This is a genomic window from Methylobacterium sp. J-070, assembly GCF_022829385.1.
GTDB lineage: Bacteria > Pseudomonadota > Alphaproteobacteria > Rhizobiales > Beijerinckiaceae > Methylobacterium.
On sequence record NZ_JAKSXX010000079.1, the window covers coordinates 1 to 2,597 of the forward strand.

Annotated in this window: 2 protein-coding genes and 1 pseudogene; 2 read left to right on the plus strand and 1 reads right to left on the minus strand. The window is 64.8% G+C overall.

Going from position 1 to position 2,597, the window contains the following annotated elements:
* Together MKL01_RS06315 and MKL01_RS06320 are read left to right on the plus strand one after the other, a co-directional pair.
* Positions 1-223: transposase (locus MKL01_RS06315; protein ID WP_243904366.1), on the plus strand; the 223-nt coding region annotated here is incomplete at its 5' end.
* A gap of 297 nt (positions 224-520) precedes the next feature.
* Positions 521-1,642 (plus strand): annotated as a pseudogene (locus tag MKL01_RS06320) (IS630 family transposase).
* 447 nt (positions 1,643-2,089) lie between these two features.
* On the opposite strand, the gene MKL01_RS06325 reads toward MKL01_RS06320, so the two are convergent.
* On the minus strand, positions 2,090-2,311 hold the full coding sequence (locus MKL01_RS06325) for a hypothetical protein (RefSeq protein ID WP_243904367.1): 222 nt from the start codon (positions 2,309-2,311) through the stop codon (positions 2,090-2,092).
* Between the last annotated feature and the right edge of the window lie 286 nt (positions 2,312-2,597).

The following is a 2,597-nucleotide window of genomic DNA, read 5'->3' on the forward strand; positions in this document are numbered from 1 at the left end:
CGCAGGAGCGCGGCTGCTCTACCTTCCGTCCTACAGCCCTGATTTCAACCCGATTGAGCAGGCCTTCGCAAAGCTGAAGGCGCTGCTACGCAGCGCGGCAGCCCGCACAATCCCGGATCTCTGGGCGGCGATCCGCCAAGCATTCACGTGCTTCACTCCGCAGGAGTGCCGCAACTACCTTGCCGCAGCTGGCTACGAGGATGACTTAGCCGTCGCTACCTGACCGGGAACAGCTCTAGCCCGTGATTGGATCGGGCGGCGGGGCTTACAACACCGCGGGGCGCCGACCAGCGCCAACGATCTGTTAACCATAACCGTCGAGGTAGCTGTCCGCGATCGGTTGGGGGCTCAGCGTTGGAAGAGCGGCACCGAAATTGTGAGGTTCAGCCTCGTCGGCGCAGTCGCAACAAGCCCATACCTGGGAAAAACAGGGCGGGCTCTGCCGTTTCAGGCCCATGCATCAGAGGCGCTAGTAGTCTGAGTTGGAAGTTTCCTTGCAGTTTTGGCGTGCGAGCATCATGTGGTGGCCTTCTGCGAGGAAGTCGCTGCGATGGCCCGTGGTCCCAAGCCGGCGCAACTTGATCTGACCGGGGATGAGCGCACGTGTCTGCAAGGCCTGGTGCGCCGTCGCAATGTCGGCCAGGCCCTCGCCCAGCGTGCGCGCATCGTGCTGGCCTGCGCCGAGCCGGGTTCGACCAACAGTGGCATCGCTCGCGCGCTCGGCGTCAGCCGCATGAGCGTCACGACATGGCGCGCCCGCTTCCTGGCGCACCGCCTCGACGGTCTCGTCGACCGGCCCCGATCCGGCGCTCCGCGCCAGGTCGAGGATGCCGAGATCGAGCAGATGATCACGCGCACCCTGGAGAGCCAGCCGGAGAACGCCACCCACTGGTCGACACGCGCCATGGCCCGGCGGGTCGGCATGAGCCAGAGCATGGTCTCGCGGATCTGGCGTGCCTTCGGGCTGTAGCCGCACAAGATCGAGACCTTCAAACTGTCGACCGACCCGGCCTTCGTCGATAAGGTCCGAGATGTCGTCGGCCTCTACATGGCCCCGCCGCACCGCGCCGTGGTGCTGTGCGTCGATGAGAAGCCGCAGATCCAGGCGCTGACCGGCACCGCGCCGTTGATGCCAATGCGCCCCGGCCAGCCCGAGCGCCATACCCACGATTACCGACGGGCCGGTACGACCGACCTGTTCGCGGCGCTCGACATACGGGCCGGGCGCGTCATCGGCCATTGCGCTCGGCGTCATCGCTCCATCGAGTTCCGCGCCTTTCTCGATCAGGTCGAGGCCGATGTGCCGAAGGATCTCGATGTGCATCTGGTTCTCGACAACGCGGCCACGCACAAGACCAGGCTCATCCACGACTGGCTGCTGAAGCGCCCGCGCTGGCACCTGCACTTCACGCCGACCTCGGCCTCTTGGCTCAACCTCGTCGAGGGCTGGTTCGCACTGCTGACGCGGCGCCAGCTTCAACGCGGCGTGTTCGAGACCACGGGCGATCTCGAAGCGGCCATCCACGCCTACATCGATCAAACCAACGCCGAGCCGAAGCCGTTCGTCTGGACCAAGTCAGCCGACGCCATCCTCGCCAGCGTCAAACGCTTCTGCCAACGAACTTCCAACTCAAACTACTAGCTGACCTTGTCGGTGGGCTCAGTTGGCTCCACGCTTGTGCCTAGCGCTCCCTCGCCGGGGATTTCGATCGGGCTATGCTTGTCCCCGCCGGTCTTGCCCGATCCGTCGTTACTTCCGGAGTTGTGGGGGTTGATTTCGCGCCGCTGGTCGCGGGCGGAGCCAGCGAAATCTGTAAGCGGGCGCCAGGGGGCAGAGGGCGCGCCCAAGCGGATGGCGCTGGGTAGGCGGAACATCCACGCCGCGAATATCATCCACGGCACGACGAAAACAACAAAAGCTGCTAGACCCATAGCTACCTCCCGTCAGGAGCTGGGATCCAGAAAGAACGCCGGGTGAGCAAGCTTTGATCCTTCTGGTTGCGACCGCCGTGCCTGGCCGCAAGCTCAGCGAGGCGTCTCACCGTGTTCTGTGTGGCAGCCCGATCGTGCGGGGATGGCTCCTCGCTCATCATCCTGCGCGCTTGGCGTTCCATCTGCCGCTGCATTCGACCAGCCCGCCGGACGTGTGCCACGTGCCGCTGCCACCGCCCTTCGCATCGAGGCTGCCGGAGATCGGCACCTTGTTCGTGCCGCTGGTGATCGTGGCCTGCACGGCACCACCGGCCGACACACCACCGTCGATATCCACTTCCTCGCCGGGGATCGAAGCGTCGCTGTCCTTGATCTGCACCCGATAGGTCGTACTGGCCGCACACGGGCCTTCTGCCGTGTTGGCCACGATGGTCCAAGAGCCGTCGTACTTGTTCGGGACTCGGACCTTCCTCGTCGCAGCATTAGCCGGGCTCAGAGCGCCTGCTGTCAGGCTGGCCGTAATGATCAAGAGAGAGATGCGTGTCACAGATGGCTCCAACGGTTGCGCCACCGAGGTTGGCCACGCCTATGGTGAACGGACGCGGCGGCGAAACAGTTTCCTGGCGGAAGCTGCCGCCCCCAGCTGGTACGTCTCACCCTTGCAC